Annotated in this window: 18 protein-coding genes and 1 pseudogene; 5 read left to right on the top strand and 14 right to left on the bottom strand. The window is 53.3% G+C overall.

Going from position 1 to position 17,800, the window contains the following annotated elements; genetic code table 11:
• Window positions 1–11 precede the first annotated feature (11 nt).
• Window positions 12–638: a hypothetical protein gene (locus tag QPL95_RS13705; protein ID WP_303291551.1), complete on the bottom strand. Its 627-nt coding sequence runs from the start codon at window positions 636–638 to the stop codon at window positions 12–14.
• 203 nt (window positions 639–841) lie between these two features.
• On the opposite strand from QPL95_RS13705, the gene QPL95_RS13700 reads away from it, so the two are divergent.
• From QPL95_RS13700 to QPL95_RS13685, 4 genes are all read left to right on the top strand, one after another.
• Entirely contained in the window at window positions 842–1,246 is a 405-nt protein-coding gene (locus QPL95_RS13700) for a YjfI family protein (protein ID WP_303291550.1), read from the top strand.
• Window positions 1,247–1,260: 14 nt separating this feature from the next.
• Window positions 1,261–1,956 (top strand): PspA/IM30 family protein, encoded by a 696-nt coding sequence (locus QPL95_RS13695; protein ID WP_303291549.1) that lies wholly within the window; start codon window positions 1,261–1,263, stop codon window positions 1,954–1,956.
• A gap of 47 nt (window positions 1,957–2,003) precedes the next feature.
• Window positions 2,004–2,336, top strand: a complete 333-nt coding sequence (locus tag QPL95_RS13690; protein ID WP_303291548.1) for a hypothetical protein — start codon at window positions 2,004–2,006, stop codon at window positions 2,334–2,336.
• A 61-nt stretch (window positions 2,337–2,397) separates the two neighbouring features.
• Window positions 2,398–3,492 (top strand): rhomboid family intramembrane serine protease, encoded by a 1,095-nt coding sequence (locus QPL95_RS13685; protein WP_303291547.1) that lies wholly within the window; start codon window positions 2,398–2,400, stop codon window positions 3,490–3,492.
• 22 nt (window positions 3,493–3,514) lie between these two features.
• Here the strand turns inward: QPL95_RS13685 and QPL95_RS13680 are convergent, their stop codons facing one another.
• The 8 genes and pseudogenes from QPL95_RS13680 to QPL95_RS13645 all read right to left on the bottom strand — a co-directional run bounded on the left by QPL95_RS13680 (window position 3,515) and on the right by QPL95_RS13645 (window position 9,621).
• Window positions 3,515–5,134: a hypothetical protein gene (locus QPL95_RS13680; RefSeq protein WP_303291546.1), complete on the bottom strand. Its 1,620-nt coding sequence runs from the start codon at window positions 5,132–5,134 to the stop codon at window positions 3,515–3,517.
• Window positions 5,135–5,202: 68 nt separating this feature from the next.
• A complete protein-coding gene (locus QPL95_RS13675) occupies window positions 5,203–5,445 on the bottom strand; it encodes a hypothetical protein (RefSeq protein ID WP_303291545.1) in 243 nt (80 codons plus the stop codon).
• A 58-nt stretch (window positions 5,446–5,503) separates the two neighbouring features.
• Entirely contained in the window at window positions 5,504–5,758 is a 255-nt protein-coding gene (locus QPL95_RS13670) for a hypothetical protein (RefSeq protein ID WP_303291719.1), read from the bottom strand.
• Window positions 5,759–5,782: 24 nt separating this feature from the next.
• Window positions 5,783–5,974 (bottom strand): annotated as a pseudogene (locus QPL95_RS13665) (DUF4124 domain-containing protein); the annotation flags it as partial.
• Window positions 5,975–6,101: 127 nt separating this feature from the next.
• The gene (locus QPL95_RS13660) at window positions 6,102–7,187 is read right to left on the bottom strand and encodes a hypothetical protein (protein ID WP_303291544.1); all 1,086 of its coding nucleotides are present in this window, start codon (window positions 7,185–7,187) and stop codon (window positions 6,102–6,104) included.
• Window positions 7,188–7,265: 78 nt separating this feature from the next.
• Window positions 7,266–7,562, bottom strand: a complete 297-nt coding sequence (locus tag QPL95_RS13655; RefSeq protein WP_303291543.1) for a hypothetical protein — start codon at window positions 7,560–7,562, stop codon at window positions 7,266–7,268.
• Window positions 7,563–7,893: 331 nt separating this feature from the next.
• Window positions 7,894–8,508 (bottom strand): hypothetical protein, encoded by a 615-nt coding sequence (locus tag QPL95_RS13650; protein WP_303291542.1) that lies wholly within the window; start codon window positions 8,506–8,508, stop codon window positions 7,894–7,896.
• A gap of 288 nt (window positions 8,509–8,796) precedes the next feature.
• Entirely contained in the window at window positions 8,797–9,621 is an 825-nt protein-coding gene (locus QPL95_RS13645; protein WP_303291541.1) for a hypothetical protein, read from the bottom strand.
• 86 nt (window positions 9,622–9,707) lie between these two features.
• Here QPL95_RS13645 and QPL95_RS13640 point away from each other — a divergent pair, with 86 nt between their 5' ends.
• A complete protein-coding gene (locus QPL95_RS13640; protein WP_303291540.1) occupies window positions 9,708–9,845 on the top strand; it encodes a hypothetical protein in 138 nt (45 codons plus the stop codon).
• Window positions 9,846–10,124: 279 nt separating this feature from the next.
• Here QPL95_RS13640 and QPL95_RS13635 read toward each other — a convergent pair whose 3' ends face one another.
• The 5 genes from QPL95_RS13635 to QPL95_RS13615 form a co-directional block, all read right to left on the bottom strand.
• On the bottom strand, window positions 10,125–10,736 hold the full coding sequence (locus QPL95_RS13635; protein ID WP_303291539.1) for a hypothetical protein: 612 nt from the start codon (window positions 10,734–10,736) through the stop codon (window positions 10,125–10,127).
• A 111-nt stretch (window positions 10,737–10,847) separates the two neighbouring features.
• Entirely contained in the window at window positions 10,848–11,285 is a 438-nt protein-coding gene (locus QPL95_RS13630; RefSeq protein ID WP_303291538.1) for a hypothetical protein, read from the bottom strand.
• Window positions 11,286–11,895: 610 nt separating this feature from the next.
• Complete coding sequence (locus tag QPL95_RS13625) at window positions 11,896–15,930, bottom strand: hypothetical protein (RefSeq protein ID WP_303291537.1); 4,035 nt, start codon at window positions 15,928–15,930, stop codon at window positions 11,896–11,898.
• A 38-nt stretch (window positions 15,931–15,968) separates the two neighbouring features.
• The gene (locus QPL95_RS13620; protein WP_303291536.1) at window positions 15,969–16,508 is read right to left on the bottom strand and encodes a DUF4123 domain-containing protein; all 540 of its coding nucleotides are present in this window, start codon (window positions 16,506–16,508) and stop codon (window positions 15,969–15,971) included.
• 18 nt (window positions 16,509–16,526) lie between these two features.
• Window positions 16,527–17,800, bottom strand: a 1,274-nt coding sequence (locus tag QPL95_RS13615; protein ID WP_303291535.1) for a type VI secretion system Vgr family protein, incomplete at its 5' end; no start/stop codon positions are given.

Here is a 17,800-nt window from a genome sequence, read left to right as displayed (position 1 = left end):
TAAGCGCGGGGTTATCCGGCAGAATCGCCGGAATAGAATTCGGATTCCGGAACCACCCACCAGGCATTCTTTTCCGGAATATGTTCAATAATGACCGCCCGTTCCCGATGGGACAGCGGCGAGTGACTGCGTATCTGAAGCACAAGATGGGCGCCATCCAGATGCGCCTCACCGCGGCCCGATGTTTCGGTCACGGTTGATGAGATCACCACACAGGGGGTGCCAATAATCCGCTTTTGCAGCGGTGGCAAATAGGCACGGCGAAACAGCGGCCGCAACGGGCGTACCACAATGGACGTTATCAAAACTCCGGCCACCAGTGCCGCAAAGATAACGGCAGCACCGAACAGCCAGCGCAGTAAGCCGGCCGGGATAAGGGCACCAAAAACTAGATCCATAAAGTAACTGGCCAGCCAGCCAGTCAGGAAGAGCAGTGTGAGCACCAGCGGCAGAGGCACGCCCTGAAGCCCAAGGGTAACCATCAGGCCGCTGAAATCGCCACCGGCATCGATATCACCATCGGTTTCCACATCTCCCATGCCAAGCAGGGATATCAGCCAATAAATAATGGCGACGCACAGCAGTACGGAGAAAACCACCGTCGGGAAGGAGAACGCTACAACGAAGAATGTTTCCATACGCGACCAGACATCCGTTCCGGTAAATCCAATAATTGACAGTTTGTGTCAAACGGGAAACTGTTATAACGCAATTAAACTATTTCTTGCAAATGTTTAATTGCGAGGTATAGACTCGGCTTATTGACATAAAATGTCAAGCCACAGGACACGGTTCGTCCGGATCGGCCGAACCGATTCAATGCCACAGGAAGGAGCTATTCGTGGATATTCAAACTCTCACCCTGGCCCTGGGTGACTCTACCCATACCGGCCGAACCTTCGATGTCATGCCCATTTCCGGTGACGAACCGGTGCTTCAGGTGACGGTCTCCGGAGCCGAAGAAACGCCGGTGTACCTTACCGTAACCGACACTCAGATTCTGTGCCTTGTGTACCTTTTTGACGAACAGGAACTGAACCCGGATCGCCTGAACGAACTGCACGAGAACATGCTGAGAATCAGCGTGCCGATGCCCCTGAGCGCACTGGGAAAAACCGGTGACCACTATGTGGTGTACGGTGCTCTGAGCCCAACCTCCGGCACAGCCGAAATCATGCAGGAACTGGTCACTCTGGCCGAGAATGCCATCGACCTGTTACAGACATTTGAAGACTACCTGGCTTAAGTGAGGGCTGAGACATGAGAACCGTACTGAAGAAAATTCTGACCGCTATGCGTGGTGGCGTTAACGAACTGGGTGAAGCTGTAGTCGATGGCCAGGGCAACCGGATTCTGGAACAGGAACTGCGGGATTCCGAGCATGAACTGAAACAGGCCAAACAGGAACTGGCGGCTTTGATGGCGGAATCCGCCTCTCTCGCCCGACAGATCCGCTCCGAACAGGACAGTGCCAGCAAACGCGAACAGGATGCCCGCAAGGCCATCGCCGCCGGCCAGGAAGATCTGGCCAGAGAAGTGGCTGAACGCATTGTCGGCCACGAACGTCGCGGCGCAGAGCTGACCCAGACCCGGGAACTGCTGCAACAACGCATTGCCGGACTGAAAGACCGAGTGCAACGGGCCGAGAAACAACTGGCCGATTACCGCCGGGAACTGCAAGTGGTGAAGACCAACGAGCGGGTACTGCGCACGACTGCCCAGATTGATACCAACATCAACAGCCAGCAGTCTTCCCTGAGCACCGCCAAAGACACCCTTGAGCGTATCCGTGAGCGCCAGGCCCGGGAAGAAGACCGGCAGACCGCCAGCGCCGCGCTCGAGAAGGAGCTGACCGGTGCTGACCTGGATGAAAAACTGAAAGCTGCTGGCATCGACGGCGAACAAGATGCAGTGAACAACGTACTGGCACGGCTCAAAGACAGCCCGGCACAGTAAACCTGACGCCCCCGGAACCCCGGGGGCGCAACCCCCAGGCAAAACCCATGGCAAGAACACCGGATTGGTCAAAAGAAGAGCAGGCTGTTCAGGCCGTTCAAATGGCCTTCGATCTCTCCAACGACATTCAGCGAGCCTTCCGCGTGTCGGCGGCGTTGCAGGACATGACCACCTCGGACATGGTTCGAAAGGTACTCCAGCTGCCCTACCGAAAAGGCAGAGCCCGTCCCCGGCTGACCATTACGCTGAAAGACGAAGACTTCGAATTGCTGGCCCGAAAGTATGATCTTGACCCACAAGATCGAGCCACTATTCGGCAGCGGGTTTCGGAGGAGCTGCAAGGGTTTGCCCACAACTACCTGACGCCGCCCAAGCAGTAACCCATAGCCCTGCTTAACCGGTCACCTAACGCAATCGATGTTGAACCAGGAAAAGGACGTCATGCCCAGAACACGCACTCAACGTTGCCCCTCATGCAGCACCGACAGCCTTAAGGCTACCAGCAACCCCTCCATACTGGATTGCCGGCACTGTCACGGCTTATGGTTTGAAGACGGCGCATTGAATCGGGCGATTGCGAGCCAGCACGACCATATTGATGACTATGATCACGAGCTTCATCTGGGTGCAGCCTTGCGAACAAGCGATAGACAGTGCCGACGCTGCAAGATACCCATGGTTCACTACCAGCTACTCGAGCACTACACTGCGGAAATCGACTGCTGCCCAGGCTGCGACGGTGTTTGGCTGGACAAACACGAAGTGAACCAGGTGATGCACTCGCCAACCTTGAAGCAGGCGCTGACCGACCTGAACCAGAAAGTGACCTGGAAGTCCTGGCTGTTCCAGTTTTTTACCTCCATGCCAGTGGAATACAACATCCGGCCCCATCGCACACCCTGGGTAACCCGGGCGCTGATTCTTCTTTGCAGCCTGGTGTTTGTTGCCGGCATGGCCGCACCCGATACCAACGACTGGATTTTCGTGAACCTGGGTTTGAATTCCGACACCCAGAGCCCGGCGCAGTTCGTTTTCCAGTTGCTTAGCTACCAGTTTGTTCACGGGGGACTGATGCACCTGGTGGGCAACATGTATTTCCTGTGGATCATCGGCGACAACCTGGAAGACGCCCTCGGCCACGGCGCTTTCCTGGCACTTTACCTGTTCACGGGTGTCATGGCCGCGTTGGCGGAAATTCTGCTGTTCGACAGCTCCCAGGGTCCGTTACTGCTGGTGGGGGCCAGCGGCTCCATCGCCGCTCTGTTCGGCCTCTACCTGATGTGGTTCCGCCATGCCAGCCTGACCTTCATGATCATCGTTTACCAGAAGAAGCTCGCTCCCCATTGGTACTTCCTGATCTGGAGTCTGATCAACCTGTTCGGCATGTTAACTGCCCAGGGCGGCGTGGCCTGGGCTGCTCACCTCGGCGGGTTCGGCCTGGGATTATTGCTGGGGTATCTGTTGCGGGATTACGTATTCCGGAAGAATCCGCTGATTGCGATGTTGAATCAGCCAGAGGCCAGCATCAGCAGGTGAGAGCCAGCCCATACTTGCTGATTTATCCTGCTATCGCGATCAGCAGAATGACGAAAACAAAGAACACCAGGCAGATCCCGAGGACATTCCCGACGCCATCGGGATCTTTCTGTTCATGCCCGGCACTTTTTACCTGGGCTTCCCGATGCTCCTGACCAAGGTAAAACTCCAAGTCAGCAATAAGCTGCGTGGTGGATGTGCGAAAACCGGTGTACCAGTCCTCCGGGAACTCGATGGCCGCAACCGGCACCACAATAAACGAACACATGGCACCAAAAGGCACAGCACCGTTGACCAACAAGGCATCCCGTCCCGCTAGCCCACGAGGTAGATCAGAAGCAGGAATCGTACACCGCTCCAACACCTCACAAACGTATCCTTCAGGCACCTCACCGTGCACCAACACGGGAACCTGTTCTGTGCCACACGGCATAGCGGCCAGCACAGGAAATCGATGATCGGCCTTATCCGGCACAAAGAGCCTATTCAGGTTATCAGGACAGAACGGCTTCACGCCCTCAAATTGCCCGGGCACAAGGTGTGCACGCTTGCCTATCTCTTGCCCTTTCCAGAACAACACCCAGGCAATCGCCCGTATGAGTTTCAACCTCAGGTGTTCTGGCATCTCATGAACTCCGGCATCCCTGGGCAACCAGACTTCATCAGAATAATCACTCATCGCGAGCCCACCGCCGCCCAACGATAAAGACCACTCCGGATGATCTGCAAAGCGGATACCAAACCGACGCCCCTTTACCCTCGCAAGCTCATCGCCACTCAGATCATCGACCTCCGGAAACACATCGGCCTCAACGACCTCCAGCCTTAGTCGAGTTGAGTCCGGCATAATCTGATTATTAACAGCCCGTTCCAGATCGTAAAAAGATGTCAGCCAGGACTCATCAGGGATGGAAGGAACAGGCACATAGGTGCCCTCCCGCTCATCACCCGCGCCGTCTGCATCCGGTTTTTGCAGTGCCGCAAAATCGTAAACAGGCCGCCCCCACCAATCAAACAACTCCTGCTCATCAGCCGATAACTGGCTACGTTTTCTGGCATTTCGAACCCGCTCAACATCTGACCCAAGTATCACAAAATCCCGGTCATCGAATATCACATGCTCACTGATGACTTCTGTAACACCGTTTTCAGAAACGCGGCTGACCCTCCAGGTTTGAGCTTTTATCGGTACAACATCCCCATCGGAACCCTGAATTTCATGGACTATCGCCTGATATAAACGCTCTTGCCCAAAACCCTCATAGGCCAGTGTTTTCATTCCAAGCAAGTGCATCAGTGAACTGTTCATGACGAGTTTGGGCCCGACCCAACAGAGCCACGCACCTAAAAGATAGGCATTCCTGGCCAGCTCACCCAAGGCTACAGGCTTGATAAAAACATCCAGGTCTTCTTCATAGCTGTAATCTGCCATGGCCGCCCGAACAGCGTCGGGGTCCGGGCTGGCCACAAAGCACTGATTCCCGTCGAACGGGAGCAACATTGGCAGCTCCAGACCCTGGCGCTTCTTTACAAACAGGGCATGAAAAATCACGTCTTGCCAGTCCCGAATCAGGCTGAGATTGTCGGCACGGGCGATGAGGTTGGTGAAAGCAGTTTCGGTCGGTACAAATGAATCTTCCATGATTCGAACGCTCTATTCCTTATGTTGTTGAGCCACACTCTATCGAGCGCAGAGCAGACAGGAGCTGTTCAGGCTCCGGAAATCTTGCGGTCTATCTCCTGCAGCCGACGGCGCATCGCCTCGTCAACTTCACCAGGCTTTATTCTTGAAATGATGTTGCGCAACACCCGGATTTCGTTTTCATCAATCACACCATCGCGCTCGGCGATTCGCACAATCGAACCGAGCTCTTCGGCGTCCAGCCGTCCATCATCGGTAAAGCACCTGATCGACATGAACGACATTTCAAGGTGATCGCGGCTTCCTGACATGGTTTTCTCCTTGTGATAACACTGCGTTGATGGTTATTGATAACGAGTGCAGCCAGCATTACCCCTGATTGCATGCTTTCTGAACTTTGGCCCGAAACCGACCACGTATCTGCTGGTTCTCTTCCTCCGAGACAAACACCCGCTCCCCGCGTTCGTTGAGGTCGTAGAAGGTGGAGATACTCTCCATGTGCTTCATCCTCGCCCTCAGCTTCTGACAGGCCTCCTCGGCCCTTTCGGCCTGCTTTCGGGCGCTGGCCTCTTGGGCCTGACGCGCTTCTCGTTCCTGCTGTTGCTGGTTCAGGAACTCAGTCATTTTATGGTGGCGCTGACGCGCGGTTGAATCGTTTTGAACCGGGGCGGTATTGACCGGGACTTCTCTGGAATCGGCCTGAGCTGGCGGGCGGTCACCAAAATGGACCTGGCCGCTGGCATCCGTCCATTGGTAGACAGCGGCGTGAGCGAGGTGGGTTGCTGATAGCAAAACGAATAAAAGAATACGCCTGCAAGTCAAAACTGAAATCCTTTTCATCCGATGCTTTTGACCATTTACGATTGCGATAGTCTACCTGACCAAGCGTTTGGGTGCCCTGCTCTGGGCTTAAAATGCGCCAAATCTTGCTCAATGTTGAGAGCGATTCCACAAAACAAACTGACCGCTATCTCAGGCCTCGCGGCTGATAAGGCAGTGGTAAACCTCGCCCCTGAATGCGGGCATCCAGAATGCAATCTTGGCAGTGGTGCTTGCTGAAGTCAGCATCCTGCATTCGTTGCTCGTAATCACCTTCATTATCCGCATGCCATTGATCATTGGTCATGTTTCGCCAGAAAAACGAATCTCGACCACTTTTCCGGTCGGCAGCCTGGGTGACCGGGTCACGGTGGCGGAAAGGCTCGAAAATGGGCACGTCCGGCAAAGGCCCAGATACATCCATGAACTGCTGAATCATGCTCCAATATGCGTTGATGTCCTTGGGATTCATGGCATCGGTCACCAGCCCCTTCATCCACAACTGGGTGTTGCTGTACCGGTGCTGCAACATCAGGTTGTAGTAGCGACCCCCACGACCAGATGCGGTATGCATACGATAGGCATCAAACTCGATGAACGGCGCTTCGAACACATCGCTCTTCCGTTTAACTCGTACCAAACCCTCCCGGCGGTAAAGACCGGCTGGGTCGGAGCGAAGGCGTTTTTCATTGATAAGGGCCAGGAGATATCGACCGTATTTACCTCCAAAAAGACAACTGAAAAGCACAACGTAGAGCCACTTTATTCCGTCGAGATAATTGACAAAGCCACCCACCGTGGGGTTGTCCGACAACATGGACATTACGACAATTAACTCTCCAAAAAGCGATATAGACAAGCCGAGAGCAGCCATAATGTAGAGCATATACAGTGCACTCTGTAACCTAACAAAGAAGCCTCGACTTATTGTAAAAACTGATTCTCCCCACGGAAAGCCGTCCTCGGTGTCGTTTTCATTTTTGAACAACCGAGCATAAGCTAACTGAGCTTTCATGGTACTGGGTACAACCGGACTCTGGTAATGTCCCCAAGGCAAACGTTGGAAAGCCCGATCCATTTTGGCGTGCCCCCCCGGTGGCAGAGTGGGTATCCGATCTGCGCGATAGGCATTGTCACTGTATGCATCTGTCATATCGAGACCGGTCGCATCGGAACGGTAGGCAAACTGGCCATAGTAACTATCCGTCATGGAAGCTGCAGATCCGTTGTTCATCAGTCCCTGTATTCCTGAATCTTTCAGCCCGCTGATCATCCTGAGCAAACCGGATGGGTAACACCTACAAGCCGCTAGCTAAAAGGCGGCGGTCGTCTTTCGCCCATTGCCACGCTTGCGTTGTGATTTTGCCATTCGGCCCTTCTGCCACTCAGACAGCGGCCCCATTCGGCTAAATTTCAGGCCCAGCTGGTAGGCTTGGGTCAATTGCTCATTGAGGGCCTTGAGCGTTTCTGAGGGTTTGGCCCACTGCGATTCCGGCAGCGGTTCAGACCAGGCCTTAAGTTCCTCTGGCAAACTCCGTAGCGCTAAGGTTCTGATCCGGCGCTCAGTGATGACGTGGGCCAGGTAACGCTGGAAGAACCAGTCCCCCACTTTCTTCCAGGGCCAAGGCAGCAAAAACCGTTAACACACTCAGACTCAAGAACATCAACGCAAACTCTGCACCGAGCAACCAGTTGCCACCTTGAAGATCTAACCAACCGTTTGTTTTCCGGCGAATCCAGTTGGTAGCGTCTACTGCGCGCTCGCCAGTGGCAACCGGGGCTGGACTCAAAGCCAACAATTGGCCGTCCTGGGAGGCTCGCTGGCCTCCTGGCTCCCAACGGTAACGCACAACAGCACTATCTTCATCGAACAACATTCGATCACGTACCATTTTCACCATCCGTTGGGCTTATTGATCAGTAGGTGATGAGCAAGCCCGCTATGCCAGTCGATCGAGCAACCGACTGCCGTGAAAACGCCGGAGATAATTCATCAAAGGAAGATTCAGCAAACTTAAAGGGGCCATCATCAACAAGCCCGGTAAGATGAAAAGAAGCGACAACCGGCTGACGCCTTTGCAAGGGGTATTACGGCCTCTCACCCCGAACATCAACAAACCAACAACCAGCAGCAACAAGCCAATTACCAGAACACCCACCATCACCATGGTTTGGGGCGCAGCTCTTTCCGCTATGATGAAGCCAAGCACAGCGAGGAACCCAGTGGTACACAACAGGCCAGTTGCAGCTTCTTCGTCTTGTCGAAGTTCAAGTTTGCCCGAGAGGACGGACAGTGCCATCGCTAACGTGTCCGGATCAGAATGTTGAGGCGCGATAGTGGCTTCTTTCATGCTCAATATCATGAATGCCTTCTTCCGATCATCGCTTTTCAGCCGCAATGCCGCGACCTTTCCACTGCGCCAGTCAGCGGGTCTACCGCGTTGATTTACCGGCGTAACGGTAGAGTTGGGAAGCGCCCGCTGGAGGTCCTCGGCGAGGCTCTGGAGGTCTTGAACAGAAATGCTCTGAAATCTGATTTCAGGGGCCAGTATCATCGGATTATCCTTTTCCAGTATTACACTGCGTCCGGCAGTGATTTCAAACGAGACAACTATACACGGTGCCCTGAGATCGATCTATTCACTTCAAACCGAGGCAACGGCGCATAGCTGACCTCTGCGACCCCTCTCACGAAATGAACCGCCTACTTTCCCATGCTGCCATCAAATCTCACCCTCAGTCCTGATCATAGGTATGTTTCTAAATACAGGCGCTTTTGGGTCAATTATTGTATTACTCGCCATAGCTTCCTTGATTACCTCGGCTCCCCTTTCGCTACTTTTTCATGAGGCGTAGTGCAACTTCTCTGCCATCAAATTTCGTCGCTTGGTAGTGTCGATGATGGTAACTTCGGTGAACATCCTGTCAACTTTCTTCTTGAAGGTTTCATCGTCCATATCCCGCCAGTAACGCGAAGGGCGGCCTGTTTTCCGGTCGTGCTCTGCGGTCGTCGGGTCCAGCGGACGGTATCGCTCCAGCATAGGAAGTTCCGGCAGCGGCTTGGTGATATCCATGTAGTTCTGGATAAAATCCCAGTAGGCGTAGCACATAGTGGCACTGCCGTGGGCGCCGAGAATATCGCCAACGGTTACGTCCAGCTTGCTGTACCGGTGAGACAGCACCAGATCGAACAAGGTGCCGAACCGGTCGACCCGGGCGCAGCACCAGGCATCAAACTCGTAATAGGGTTTTTCGATCACTACCGGGGGCTTTCTGGGCATGAACGGGAGTTTTCGGGAGTATTGCCAAGCTTTGATCATGCCGGTGCGACGGTTGAATTCCCACTCGGGGCCTCGACCGTTTCTGAAAAGCCATTTCGGGAAGAGGCGGAAGGCTAGACCACCGATAAGTATCAGAAACCAGCCACCCACTAAAAGGGTAACTTCCAGGGGAATCAAACTGTGCAAGAATTCAGGCCAGGTTTCATCTCGCATGCCAAACAGAGGGGACACCAAGATCAAAACGATCAATACTATAGGAGACACAATATAAGCCCAGACTTTTCCCAGAACAGAAATCATGTCGAAAAAACGCGCCTGAAATGCCAACGGTGCATGCCGGAAGCATTCGTGGCTGTTCTCGACGTAAAGCCCGAGCTTGTCAGCCAAATCTTCCTTTTTCTCCAACCTTCGCAGTTTTTTTGGTGGATCATCGGACATGAAGGTCGGGGGCACCACCTCACGGGTATTTCCCCATGGCAAACAAAGACTGGCGGATCGATCCAGCCCTGTCTGGTTCAATTCTTGCGGCTGATTACTTTGGTCAGGAATGGCATCAGAGCGATAAGCGTAAGAACCGTAATAACTCGGCCAAGCGGAATCCGCTAGTTTGATACTGCCATTGAATCCGGCTTCAGAAACAATAACCCCATCCGGGAGTGAGTTTAGGGCCATGTCCGTATGATTCTCGTTGCTCATGATGTTGCTCAGGCTCAGAAACGGCCTCCTGGGTGGTTCCCAAGAGCAATCGAACGCCCGCCGATCGCCCGAGCTTCGTGTGTTATAAATCTTGGTGCTGATCGACCTGGTCAGGAGTCGACTGCGGACGATAGGCTGCAGATCCATAATAGTGATCCGAATCGTTTGTTGAATCCGTTCCGCAAGTCAAAATATCAAGCCTGCTTGTTTACCAAGACTGAACACGTTTTTATGGACGGATCTACCTGATCAAGTGGCCCAACACGATTTGATGACCACAGAAAAAACTGCCCACCCTCTCTCGCCACACAAAGTTGCTCAAAAATCTCGTTGTAGTCGCCCTCATAGTTGTAAAGGTTCGTGGCAATAATTCCTCCATCCCTGAGCTGTTTCGATATGAACCTGCCAGGCTTCGGGAGACGGTACCTGTGTCCGTCCTTCAAATAGATAATCAGTAGCGCAGATCGCCCTCCCTGGGAATTGGAACGTTTTTCCAGTTTAAGTTGAGCAATATCCCGCCAGGCGATTTCCTTTAATGGGCAGTCATCAACTCGCAAGAATTCAGGAGTCACTTCAACCATGTGATTAATGTTTCCGAAATCCAGCCGCAGATACCCCCAAAAAACAGAGCTCGTGAAGATAATAAAGATGATTGCCGGTACTACTGATGAGGTATCCAGGTAAAACCAGTAGGCGAGCCCGCAGATCGTAGCGAACAGCAGTCCAGCCGTTTGGTACATTAATGCCCGGTCTTTCCGGTACACTTGATGCTTAACAATGGGGAGGTTGGTATACGTCGAATGCATGTTGGTCAATCCATTAACCAGGTACGTGTTGGACAGTTTCAATCAGCGCGCTGAAAGTAGCATATTCGTATTCAAATCACCCTGATATTGCCTGAAAGAGCCCCAATTCAGTCAGGTTGCATACCTCAACTTCTCTGCCATCAAATTCCGCCGCTTGGTAGTGTCGATAATGGTGACTTCGGTGAACATCCGGTCAACTTTCTTCTTGAAGGTTTCATCGTCCATATCCCGCCAGTAACGCGAAGGGCGGCCTGTTTTCCGGTCGTGCTCTGCGGTCGTCGGGTCCAGCGGACGGTATCGCTCCAGCATAGGAAGTTCCGGCAGCGGCTTGGTGATATCCATGTAGTTCTGGATAAAATCCCAGTAGGCGTAGCACATAGTGGCACTGCCGTGGGCGCCGAGAATATCGCCAACGGTTACGTCCAGCTTGCTGTACCGGTGAGACAGCACCAGATCGAACAAGGTGCCGAACCGGTCGACCCGGGCGCAGCACCAGGCATCAAACTCGTAAAAGGGTTTTTCGATCACTACCGGGGGCTTTCTGGGCACGAACGGGAGTTTTCGGGAGTATTGCCAAGCTTTGATCATGCCGGTGCGACGGTTGAATTCCCATTCGGGGCCCCGGCCGTTTTGGTGAAGCCATTTCGGGAAGAGGCGGAAGGCTATGTCGGAGAAGATTATGAGAGTCAATCCGCCCATGAGGATAGATAAGCCAGGAAGTCCCAAACCTTCAATATATTCAAACCAGCCCCCCTCAAAACGCCCAAAGAGTGGCGACCTCAAAATTAGAATAATTAGATACATCGGAGAAACGAGGTAGAACCACACCTTCCCAAGAACATATATCATGTCAAAAAAACGCGCCTGAAACGCTAGGGGCGCGTGCCGAAAGCATACGTGACTGTTCTCAACGTAAAGCTCAAGTTTATCGGCCTGGTCTTCCTTTTTTTCCAGCCTTCGCAGCTTCCTGGGTGGGTTTCCGGACATGAATGTCGGCGGCAGAACATCGCGGGCATTCCCCCAAGGCAAACGCAAACTGGCGGAACGATCCAGGCCTTTCCGGTTCAATTCTTGCGGCTGATTTTTCTGGGGAGGAATGGCGTTGGAGCGGTAGGCATACTGCCCGTAGAAATCACCTGAGCTCGCCCCGTTGGGAGACTTATTCAACATTTTCCTGGACTCTTTGACTGTACCAGAAGGGCTGACCAGTCTGCCTGAAGTTGGGTTCACTATGCAGATTATTGTCCTGATTAAAGGCCAACGGATCTTCCGGGGCAGGTGCCGGGAAAACCATCAACAAGCTATCTGGTGATTTCTGCGCCTGTATTTGCACTTTTGCCTGCCACCGATAAGTTTTGGTTTCCCATATATCACCTTCCCAGAACCAGCTATCGAGCTTTCGTCGCTCATTGGCAGGAGCCTCAAGGTAAATTTGCGCCCCAGATTCAGACTGCTCGGTAAACAGGCAATACTGTTTTATATCTTCCCCAGCGATCTTATTGACCCGCACGTTGCCCCATCCCCTCGTCACCGCGACCGTTTCAAGCATTTGAAGTTTGACGACTACCTTGGCAAACAACCCAGAACTGAACAAACCCGGAATGGCACTTTCAATTACCAAGCGTTCACCAGCATTCGATAAGGCTTCAATTCTCTCGGCACTCGAGCCTTCTAACAATCCATCACGCGCTGCCGGGCGCAAGGGATTATATTCAAGCCTGACGGAAACCCCCATCAACAAACTGATCAAACGGTAATATGCTTCACCCGAGTCTTTCAAGAAGGGTTTTTCATTTAAGGGCCCGAACGGGCCATGCCTCATCCATATATCCAGTGGCTCGTCACTGAAGGCGAAAACCGTTGCCAAGCCAGCCACTGCCAGGATCACACCGGCGACCAACCAGCCTTTTGGACCAAGTACTAGCATGAGACCCGCCTTACCCACCAGACTGGCAAAACCGAACGCTATGCCACTACCTGCAAGAAGACCATAGCCTACAGCCGCCCCAATATTGCCCATCCGATATTCGTAGTAGGCATCGAATCCCGCATCCAGTGCCATTAAAAACCCGGCTGCTGCACCCAAGCCACTCCTTACCGTTAATGATGTTCCGAAAAGGCGAACGTATATTTGCCCAGCCCTTCCTGGCAACTCGAAGGCAAGGACTTTGGATGGCCCCATCATCCAGCGTTCACTGATTGCGGTACTCGCTGCTGCCAAATCAAGGCCTGCACTTAGCTGACGAATTGTAGCTCGGTATTCACCTTTAACCCTTGTGTCATATTTGTCGGCAGCCCAAACACTCGAAATATTATGAATTTCCATTAGGCCAACAAACACCGGAAAAATCGGCTTATTCAATACACGATACAAGCGACTGGATCTTTTACTGTCAATCTCGGCTTGATCAACTTGATTGGCGGCATCGTTGGCTGCTTCAAGATCACTTATATATTGCTCTCTGCGATGAACCTGTTCGATCTCCCGTTCAAAAGCCTTCAGCTCTCTCTCCGATATCTCCAATTCCAGTTTCGCGGCATCAAGTTTCCGGGCCGCTATCGCCGCAGCTGCAGCGGGGGTGTTAGGGGCATTATCGATCAAGCCCTCAAGCTCTTCCAGCTTATGTACGGCGTCTCGAAACCGGGATTCAGCAGCAGAGATGTCCTGCATCATCAGGGCAATGGCCTCGGTTCTGGGGATGACCAGCACATAAGCGTCTTCCGCCACATCCGAAGCAATACCCGCAGCCCTACTCCGTTTCTTGTTAGTCGATGCCTGAAGATTCTCATCAGTAGCTTGCAGGATTAAATCGCCAAATAAAGCTGTGCCCCGCGTTTTGCCGAATTGCGCTAGCCTCTCCTTGCTAATTTCAAAGACCAGGTAATCTTTCTGCAATGCTTTGGAGAAGCGTTTGAGTTCAATTTTTCCCAATAAGCCCGGTAACGATCGACGTAACTGCTCCAACGATCCCGAATAGAGCTTCATCCGGCCAAGAACCGCTGTTCTCGCAAGCGCTTGTTTCTGGAGCACCAGCCCCTGGTATCGAGTCTCCATCTGGCTCAGTCGGTTTCGAATATCTGCGAGCTCTACCTCCTTCCCTCTGAGGTTGTTGATTCGCCGTTCCGTCGCCCAGCGCTGGTTTTCAAGCTCGGTTTTTCGTATCCGAAGAGCCTCCAGCTCTCTCCTTATATTTGCAAGTTCGCTATTTCGAGCGTCAATAGCTTGGCTTGCGTGATGGATGGCGGCCCACATATTGCCATGGACACTCATCAAAACCTGGCTGCCAAGTCGAAGATTGGCGGTTAACAACGTTGCGTATGAACCCGCCGCAGCTTCAACCGCAAGTTCCAGGCCATCTAAGGTCTTCAGCTCCTCAATTTCTGGCAAATCCATATCAGCCATGGCCGCCAGTTCGGTTTCCCGGAACCGTCCATTGCCGCGATTGGGTTGAGGCGCTGTGGGGGGCTCATAGGGCCTTTTAAGGTCTTCTGATTGAAAACGAGGAAATAGCAATGAGTACAGCACCCGGCTATGACTGCCTCCACACAACCCTTCAAGCCAGCGCTTCCCCTGGCCATCCACGGCACCTTCAGCTTCGATTTTGAGAGCATCGCATTCGGCGGGTTCTGTCACTAGATTCATGACCAGCGAAGTAACAAAGTTGAATGCACCCGCATAGTCATAACTGTAATGGGTAAATAAATCCGTCAGCACATGATGAGTACGTTCATCCGACAGCCTTTCCAACAACTCCGTATGCACTTCATCCAGATAACGCCTGGCCATTGCTCGCTCAGACACCGCAAGAGAGCGTTCCAGCTCGGCCTTTCCTTTGCCGGTCACCTCCGACATGTGTTTATGGAGCGGATTTTGCTCCGACGCAATAGTTTCAGGTTTTATTACAGAGTAGACCAACAATGCGGAATCGAAATAGGGCCTGAATTTTGTCCGACGAACCGCTGCATTCATGAACCAAGCCGCAACCTGGCGGCGACGCTGCACATATCGCAGCTGATAAACCGGGTCGTCCAGCCTGATCACACCAATACCTCGCAATTTCGCTTGCGAAGTACAGTCCGCCACGCAGGACTCCTCACCACCCCATGCAAAAGGCTCAGGTTCTTCCGGCCTGCATTCCTGCAATCGCTCAGCCTCTGCGAGGTTCAGCTCTTGTAGCGTGTTGTGCAGGCAGTTTGACAACGCTGTCATCTCAGGCCGTTCGTCTTCCGCAATCGGGTCTTCCGGGTCTGGATCCTCATGCCGCTGATGCATCGACACCGCGTCTCGCATTGCCCTGGCAGGATAATCTCCATTGAGATCAAACAAATACTGCTCAGGTCTATCAAACTGCCATTCAAAAGCTGGTTTTCTTGGTCTTTGTGGCTCCAAGTATTGAGCCATAAACGCAGTGGTATTTCCGTTCGAAACGCGAAGGCTTGCGACATCCTCCCGTTTATCAGGATCGAACTGCATACTAATCAGATTACATCGATGCTTACGGTCGTCAACTGACAACTCAAGGTGGTTGATTCGCTCTCCCGACCACTGCGATTCGCTGTATGCTGCCTGAAGATTCAGCCATCCCCCATCGACTCTGGCTGGAAGCCAAATTTCCGCTAGTCCACTTCCTGTAACTTCACGGTAGCCTGCCTTTAGTTGCCCATTGCGCAGACGATAATCGACAAGCCCTACGTCGCAATACCGAGTGATACCATTTTCATCGATCTGAATCTCCAGCTCCCGCCAAAGCTTTCCTTTGTGAAACAGATAAAGAAATCCTGCCCTCGCAAGCACATGGTCAACCGGGTTTTTTCCATACAATTCAACACCCGAGATCAGCGTGGCGGGAACAACCGGAAAAATGACATGGCGTTGCCGCTCATCCTCCCGAACAACCTCAACGGCGCCTTCCAAAAATGGCACTCTGATCGGACTTCCATCCGCTGCAATCTCAATCCAGACATTACGCGGTGGCTGCCCTTGCCATGGCCAAACATGAAGAGTGGAATCTTCCAGCCGCTCAATCTGAACCTGACGTTCCAGCCATTCCTGCTGCTCATAGTTGGTTTCGTCAAAGATTCTAAAACTATGCCCTTCCGGATGTTCCCTTCCCATCACTTCAATTATCAGTGATTTGCCCTCACAAGCAGGGCCACAGCTTCCGGTAACCTGGTTCGAGTTATTCTCAGACATCCCTGTCATTCCTTGCTTTGCATAGAGTGAATTCGTACTCAGACGGCAACCGTATTCAATGCCTGCCATTGGGCATCGCTCAATGTGGGCACAGGAAACATGGTGAACGGACTGGGTCTTTCACTGATTTGCCAGCACGCCTCTCCAGAGCCGCCATACCAGTAGATAACGCGCTCGATCACATCAGCTTCCTTTTGGGTCACTGGAGCCAGGCCGTGCCATATCCTGGGGTCGTAAAAGCGCAACAGGCCTTGCCGGTGCCCATCGAATTGCACCTTCAGGCGTGCCCTTAGCCATTTCGTTACGGGTTCAAGCCCTTCAGATGATTCCAGGATCACGCCAGTTAACTGCCCTTCCTTTAATCCTTTCAACGCCCACTGGTATTCGACACTTTTCTGACTGGCCACCAAAACAATTGGGCTCTCCGTCAGGTAGTGCTGCCAGTCCGTTTCGGCGAATAAATAAACCCACGTCGGGTTGTCGGTTTGCTCATACAATGACCGCACCACGGGCGGATTTTGGCTGGCTTCCAAGACCAGATAGCGCACCCTATCAGTAGAAGATTTTGCGAATGCCACGGCTCCCTCCTCTAGCTGTCAGGCGGATTGATTCTTGCCACATGGGCAGTTCCCAAGTGGACAAGTGCCATCTGGCTGTTGTTGGCACTGCTCGACAATAGCGGTTCTTTGCATACGGGCCTGCTTCAGGCGGTGAGTGACGATAGCTTTCGGCTGGGCATCCACCCTCTGACCAACTTCTGCCAGTTGCTCTGGCGCCACAACCCCACCTGCAGCGGTCACCAACCCAGGCCTCTCCGGCACCTGCACCTTCTGCCCACTCCCCTTTCCGGCAGCGCCGCCCGCATTCAATTTGATGCTCGGCCCACCCATTGCCACACCACTCGGGTCAATCTTCACAAAGCTGCCACCGGCTTTCAGGGTGATTTCGGCGCCGGCTTCGATCACGGCTTTCTGGCCCGCTTTAATATGCAGCTCGGTACCCGAATCACTGAGCCACGCGGTGCCGGCTTTGAGATGAAGGGTGCCGGTTACGTTGAAGCTGTGGTCTTTACCGGTTTGTTCGCGCTTTTCGCCGTCTACGGTGTGATGGCTGTTGCCTTTGGTGTGGCTGAAGCGGTTGTTCTCTACCGTCAGGTGGCTGTCATTCTTGATGACTTCGGTGCGGTTATTTTCGGTGAGCAGGTCCAGGTCTTTCTGGGCGTGGATGTAAATCTGCTCTTCACCGGCTTCGTCTTCAAACCGCAGTTCGTTGCTGCCTTCGCCCTTGTGGGTTTTTGTTTTCAGGGTGGTTCTTGTTTTATGTTCCGGCAGCGCGTACGGCGGTGTGTTGGTGGCGTGGTAGGTGCGGCCGGTGATGATGGGCTGGTCGGGGTCGCCGTCCAGGAAGGAAACGATGACTTCGTTGCCGATTCTCGGCAGGGCCATGAAGCCGTATTGGCCGCCGGCCCAGCCCTGGGCCACTCTTAGCCAGGCGCTGCTGTGTTCGTCGTTCTTCGAGTAACGATCCCAGGGGAACCTGACTTTAACTCGACCGTACTGGTCGCAGTGAATTTCTTCACCCTCGGGGCCGGTGACGATGGCCATTTGCGGGCCGTCCATGGTCGGCTTGTGGTCACACATCGGGCGCCAGGTTCTGTCGGCCGGGATGGCGGTGAACTCGTTGTGGTAGCTGGTGGGTTCGCTGCCCCCTTCTTCCTGCAAGGCCGTAGGCTGTTTGCCGGTATGGGTAATGGCGGTGAGCAGCCATTCCCGGTTCAGGGCCTGGCTATCGTGGTCCTGCAGCGTTACTTTGGCGCCGGCGGTAAAGTCGGCCCGGTTGCTTTTGCCTTTGCCAAGGGCCGCGTCGTTTC

The organism is Marinobacter sp. SS5-14b (genome assembly GCF_030541005.1).
Lineage (GTDB): Bacteria > Pseudomonadota > Gammaproteobacteria > Pseudomonadales > Oleiphilaceae > Marinobacter.
This window is presented reverse-complemented; position numbering and strand designations above follow the sequence as displayed.